This window comes from Holdemanella porci, from assembly GCF_019052655.1.
In the GTDB taxonomy this organism is placed as follows: domain Bacteria; phylum Bacillota_I; class Bacilli_A; order Erysipelotrichales; family Erysipelotrichaceae; genus Holdemanella; species Holdemanella hominis.
Genome location: NZ_JAHQVB010000090.1, coordinates 1 through 6,166, shown reverse-complemented (window position 1 = coordinate 6,166; position 6,166 = coordinate 1). Strand labels below are relative to the sequence as shown.

Below are 6,166 nucleotides of genomic sequence, written 5' to 3'. Positions count from 1 at the left end.
GAGTGTTTTAACTGGCGAAATATTAGCGATTACTGCCAATGCAATATTTGAAATGCCTAGGAAGGATGGAATTTATACAATGGCAAGTTATCTTGAAAAATATCAAGTGTTAGATGAACTTAAAAAAATAGATAAGTTCAAATCAGAGGGAAAGATATGAAGAAAAAACAGATTTTAGTATGTGGAACAGGATTTGGGAAAATTTATTTGAAAGCTATTGCAGAAAGTAAAGAATATGAGCTTATGGGTATATTGGGAAAAGGAAGCGATAGATCCAGACTTCTTTCAAAGAATCTAAATGTGCCAATGTATACGGATATTAAAGAAATAAATCAAAATGTTGATGCAGCATGTGTAGTTGTACCTAATGCGGCTGGAGGTGGAAACGGTGCCAATATAGCTAAAAGTATACTTGCAAAAGGGATACCAACATTATTAGAACATCCTGCTCATGAGGTAGAAATTGTTAATTGTATAAGAGAATCCGGAAGTGCCGCTTTTATGTTGAATCCATTTTATCGGTATATCAAGCCAATTCGAGATTTTTTAGAGGCGGCACAAATAATAAGTAAACATGCTCATCTTATAAATGCATCCTTGGAATGCGCTATACATGTATTATATGATGGAATAGATATATTGGGGTGTGCGTTGGGAGGCTTATCAACATGGAAATTGGGAAATGTAGCAGAATCTTATACAACTTCTATGGCAGGAGGGGGTAACAGAGTTATTAGTGGTATAATTGGAATGGTTCCGGTAACATTTATAGTGAATACCAATGTGGATCGTAACGATATAGACCATCCATTACATTTATATCATAGAATAGAATTGACATTTTCCACAGGGCGGCTCTGTCTGGTCAATACCCATGGTCCGGTAATATGGCTTCCTTTCTTGCATATGCCAAGAGATGAATATGGAACACTAAGTATTAATGTAGAAGAGGAAGTAAATATACCCTCTGGTGTTACTATAGGAAATGTAATGTTACCATCAGTAAAAGAAACGTTTGAACAAATATGGCCGGATGCAGTAAAGAAAGCTTTAGAGATTTTATTTAAGCAAAATAGAACAGAAAAAATGTCCATGGCGCAATATCAAATATATGTATCAAAATTATGGTCTGAAATATGTCAGAAAGTGGGCTATATGAATATCGTTGATTATGACAATTTTGGTGACATAAAAAATATATTTTATGATTTGGAAAAAAGACATTTAATAAAAAAGGAGAATGACGGGATTGAATGAAATTGAGAATGTATACGGAGAGACAGTAGAATTTTATGATTTATCAGCTCTTTCACAGATAGGGAACAAAAAAATTGTTTTAAACAAATTTGCTGATATGGTTAAGGATTTAGATGGAATCATTTTGGATATAGGTGCAGGAACTGGAAAAACAACAATAGAGATGGCTAATATGATATGTGATAAAGAAATAATTGCTTTAGAACCATCGGCTTATATGAGAACAGCGTTTATGGCAAGATTAATGGAGCATAATGAAGTTAAAGAGAGAATTTCTCTATTGCCGATAGATGTAGGTAAATATTCATTTCGAGATAAAATAAGTGGTGTAATGTGCATGGGAGTACTTGGTCATTTAAAAAGGGATGAACAAGAAAAATTATTGTATAAATTAGATAAAAATTTGAATATAAATGTCCCAATCCTGATAGAACTTTTAGAACCGAAATTTCTTGTTGCGCCAGTAGGAAGCAGAATATCGGTGGCTACTCAAGGAAGATTGCGCTATGAGACGTATATTACCGATATAAAGCAAGTGGGGATGGATCAATGGACATGGAGATTGACCTATAAAGTTTTTTGTGGTAAAAACATAGTTAGTACTGTAGATAGCCTAATGTCGTGGAATTATCAGAGTGTGGAAAAAATTTTAAACCAATTGACAAAAATGCACTTTAGAACAGCTAAATTATCAGAAACATTATTACTTGCAATAAAAGCACGATAAATATGAACTTCAGATAAAATTAACTCTCGAACTGTCAGGTGTTCCTAAAATGCCATATTTATAAGATAATTTAGCGATGTGCAGGGAGAATAATGAGAATTAATATTAAATTGTCAGTACAATGGGTTTTAAAAGTGACTTTATCGTCTTGTGAGATGCAGAAAGAAATGGAAGTAAGTGAAGTTTGTAATTTACATTAAGTAGTGTCTGCTTTTTACATGATTACAAAATTTGACTTTTTACTTTGGAAGTTGTAAAATTTAATTAGTCTTATCTAACTTCGGGAGGAATGCTTGTACATGACAAACCAATACATGAATAATCTTTATCGTGATCTGCTCTCTAATTCACCGCAGACAATAACCATAGATATTCCAGCAGACATGGGGACAGGGCAGATTTTACAGGTGGTCACGAAACAGGGAGCAGTTGTTTCGGACTGGAAAATGAATTATTTTTCAGATATGAACGTGCAGGGAGTGAGTAGCGAAGAATACATTCAAATGTTGTTCTGCTTCAATGATGGTGTTTCCTGGAATATTGCAGATAGCCGACAAAGTATCAGCATACAAAAAGGTGAGTCCTGTATTTATCGTGGACACGGGAAAATGGAATATCTGTGCTATTCCAAACAAAACGATTTCCTTTTCAAAAATGTAAAAGTACCACTGTCGTATTTCCGTAAAATTATGAATGACTATTTTGATGTTGGTGAGATTGAGGTTTATCAGAAAAAACTATTGGAAGGTATATCAAAAGTAGGTATTACTCCCTATATGGAGCACATTTTTGCGGAACTGAAAGACTTCACGCAATATCGCGGCGGATTGGGATACCTGTTTTTGGAAAGCAAAGTTTTTGAGTTGTTATCTGTATATTTGAGTGAGATTTTGGAACTGAGTATTCTTGCGTCAACTTATATAGCAATTTCCAGAAGTGACCGAGAATCCATCATAGAAGCGAAGAGAATCATTGACAGTCAGCTTGCTTTGGCACCAAGTTGTGAGGAATTGGCGCGAAAAGTCAATATTAGTACTTCAAAATTGTCAAAGGGTTTTTCCTCGCTGTTTGGAACATCGGTTCATGCGTATATTATAGATCAGCGATTGGAAAAGGCGGCAAGTCTACTATTAGAAAGTAATTTGAACGTAAGTCAGGTGGCAGCATTTGTAGGCTATTCAAAACCGAGTAACTTTGCTGCGGCATTCAAAAAGAAGTATGGGGTAATTCCTAAAAACTATAAAACGGAAAATACGATTGGTTAAAATTAAAAAATACCGATTTTGGGTAGAATAAAACCGTTTTTGGGTTGGAAATGTAGGCGTAAATTGTTATTATATGTGGTGTAGTTAGAAAATGCTAACTACACCATTTTTTAGATAGGAGGATACTGGTATGAGTTCCCAGAAAAAAAGTTCCCGGCTTGAGGGAAAAGATTTAATTACTATCGGCATCTACACCGTCATCTATGTCGTCATTGTTATGCTGGTGGCGATGCTTGGCTTCATCCCCATTTTTATTCCGCTGATGGCGGTGCTGTGTCCTTTGATTGGCGGCATCCCCTATATGCTGTATGTTACAAAGGCTAAAAAATTCGGGATGACTGCAATCATGGGTTTCCTGATTGGCCTAATCATGGTGTTCTTCGGCAACGGCTATCTTACTATGGTAACTGGTCTTGTTGGCGGCCTGTTGGCTGACGTGATCCTGAAAAAGGCAGACTACAAAAGTGCAAAGAGTACAGTTCTTTCCTGCGGTGTGTTCAGCATCTGGGTGTTTGGCAACTTTGCTCCCATTTTCCTGAACCGTGAAAGCTATATGGTAATGCTGACTGAAGGATACGGCGCTGAATATGCAGCTACCCTTAATACATATATGCCTATGTGGATTGCGCCTATTTTGCTGGTTGCCTGCTTTGTGTTTGGCCTTGTCGGAGGTATGATTGGGAAAGCCATTTGCAAAAAGCACTTCCAGCGTGCCGGTATTGCATAATGGCGCGGGAAATTCTGCTCAGCAAAAAAACAGAACAAGGGTTGCGGCTCGATCCGCGTACAAAACTGTTGCTCATCTTCATCATAAGCATTTTTGTCATGGGTGGAACAGGCGGAGAAGCTATGGGACTGATCCGCCTTGTTCTTTGTGTGGTTCCGGCTATATTGCTGCTTACCTCGAAACAATGTGCAAAAGCTGTGGGCTATATTGCTGTGTTTTCTGTTTTTTATGCTGTCCAAATTTATGTTTTGCCGCACCTTACGGGGATATTGAATTTCCTTGTTCTGTTTACAATAGGATTCTTCTGCCGAATCCTTCCCAGTGTTGCGATTGCTGCCTATGCAGTGAAAACAACAACGGTCAGTGAATTGATTTCCGGCATGGAAAGAATCCATATGCCTAAAGAAGTGACGATCCCCTTAACGGTCATGTTCCGCTTCTTTCCAACTGTCTTTCAGGAGTCAGAAGCAATCAGTGACGCTATGAAAATGCGTGGGATTAAACTTGGAGGGAAAAAATCTTCAAAAATATTGGAGTATAAGCTGATCCCGATGATTACCTGCTCCGTGAAAATCGGTGAGGAACTTTCCGCTGCGGCAATTACCCGTGGCCTCGGCGCTCCTGTCAAACGCACAAACATTTGCCAGCTTAAATTCAATTTTGCCGATGTGGTGCTGATCTTGTTTTGTTGCTTTGTAGTGTTTTGGGCGATTGCTTCCCCGATAATTTCCGCAGGAGGGATTTTGCCATGATAGATTTTCAAAATGTTTCTTTTTCTTATGGTGAAGAATCCAGCGGCGGAGGGATTAGAAATGTCAATCTCACCATAAACACAGGGGAATTTGTTTTACTCACGGGAGAATCCGGCTGTGGGAAAACAACGATTACCCGTTTGGTAAACGGGCTGGTGCCTCATTATTACGAGGGCAAATTAGAGGGCGATGTCCTTCTGGACGGAAAAAGCGTATCAGATACGCCGCTTTATGACTTGGCTGCTATGGTGGGATCTGTATTCCAGAATCCCAAAAGTCAGTTTTTCAACGTGGATACGGATAGTGAATTAGCCTTTGCCTGTGAAAATTTAGGCTATCCTCAGGAGGATATCCTGAAAAGGATTGACCGGACAGTTTCCGATTATCATATTGAAGATTTGATGGGGCGAAGCGTGTTTGCTCTGTCCGGAGGCGAAAAGCAAAAAATAGCCTGTGCTTCATCAAGTGTATTGCTGCCGGGAATTATGGTCCTGGACGAACCATCTTCTAATTTGGATATGGCTGCTATTGATGACCTGCGGCAGGTCCTAAGCCTCTGGAAAAAGCAGGGCAAAACAATTCTGATCGCAGAACACCGCCTTTACTACCTTCACGATCTTGCAGATCGTGTGCTGTATGTAAAAGATGGGGAGATTGAACGGGAATACACGCCTGCTGAATTTGACAGCTTATCGGATGGCACTCGAAAAGAAATAGGGCTGCGGCCGTTTTCTCTCTCGAAGTTGAAGCCTGCGAATCAGTATCAGGCGCATACAGCTAAACAGATGGAATTTCAAAATTTCTGCTTTGCGTATAAAAAGCGGGAACCGGAAAGCCTCCATATTCCGAGTGCAGAACTGCCTGTTGGAGAAACGATTGCCATTATCGGTCTGAATGGCGCTGGAAAATCTACTCTGGCCCGCTGTATTTGCGGACTGGAAAAGAAGTGTGGCTTTTTGCAGGTTGAGGGGAAAACCCTTGATTGGAAAGCCCGGCTCAAACATTGCTACATGGTAATGCAGGATACCAGCCATCAGCTATTTACCGAAAGCGTGGCGGATGAAGTGCTTCTGAGCATGGACAACAAGGATGAAACTGTTGTGGATAAAATCCTTAAACAGTTTGATCTGCTGGAATATAAAGACAGGCACCCGCTTTCTCTTTCCGGCGGGCAAAAACAGCGGGTAGCGATCGCGTCTGCCATTGTGAGTAACCGGGAGATCATTGTGTTTGACGAACCAACAAGCGGGCTTGATCTCAAACATATGAGGGAAGTTGCGCGGAGTTTGAAGTCACTCGCGGATCAGGGCAAAACGCTTCTTGTTATTACGCATGATCCGGAGTTGGTGATGGCGGGATGTTCGTATGTAGTCCATATGGAAAAAGGGCAAGTAAAAGAAAGCTATCCATTGGACGAATCCGGCAGTAAAAAGGTTTT

General features: G+C 39.6%; 6 protein-coding genes. All 6 read left to right on the top strand.

Annotated features, from left to right (window positions below):
• Positions 1–156: 156 nt before the first annotated feature.
• Positions 157–1,257 carry a Gfo/Idh/MocA family oxidoreductase gene (locus tag KTQ83_RS10970; RefSeq protein ID WP_055222066.1) on the top strand — a complete coding sequence of 367 codons (1,101 nt, stop codon included), beginning with the start codon at positions 157–159 and terminating at the stop codon, positions 1,255–1,257.
• On the top strand, positions 1,250–1,984 hold the full coding sequence (locus KTQ83_RS10965; protein ID WP_055222064.1) for a class I SAM-dependent methyltransferase: 735 nt from the start codon (positions 1,250–1,252) through the stop codon (positions 1,982–1,984). The genes KTQ83_RS10970 and KTQ83_RS10965 overlap by 8 nt, the downstream gene beginning before the upstream one ends.
• 299 nt (positions 1,985–2,283) lie before the next feature.
• Positions 2,284–3,249 (top strand): helix-turn-helix domain-containing protein, encoded by a 966-nt coding sequence (locus KTQ83_RS10960; RefSeq protein ID WP_015528443.1) that lies wholly within the window; start codon positions 2,284–2,286, stop codon positions 3,247–3,249.
• A 130-nt stretch (positions 3,250–3,379) separates the two neighbouring features.
• The gene (locus tag KTQ83_RS10955) at positions 3,380–3,976 is read left to right on the top strand and encodes an MptD family putative ECF transporter S component (RefSeq protein WP_015535748.1); all 597 of its coding nucleotides are present in this window, start codon (positions 3,380–3,382) and stop codon (positions 3,974–3,976) included.
• Complete coding sequence (locus tag KTQ83_RS10950; protein ID WP_055222061.1) at positions 3,976–4,728, top strand: energy-coupling factor transporter transmembrane component T; 753 nt, start codon at positions 3,976–3,978, stop codon at positions 4,726–4,728. Before KTQ83_RS10955 ends, KTQ83_RS10950 begins: the two co-directional genes overlap by 1 nt.
• Positions 4,725–6,166 (top strand): ABC transporter ATP-binding protein (locus KTQ83_RS10945; RefSeq protein ID WP_217256832.1); only part of this gene is annotated, 1,442 nt, incomplete at its 3' end. The genes KTQ83_RS10950 and KTQ83_RS10945, both read left to right, overlap by 4 nt.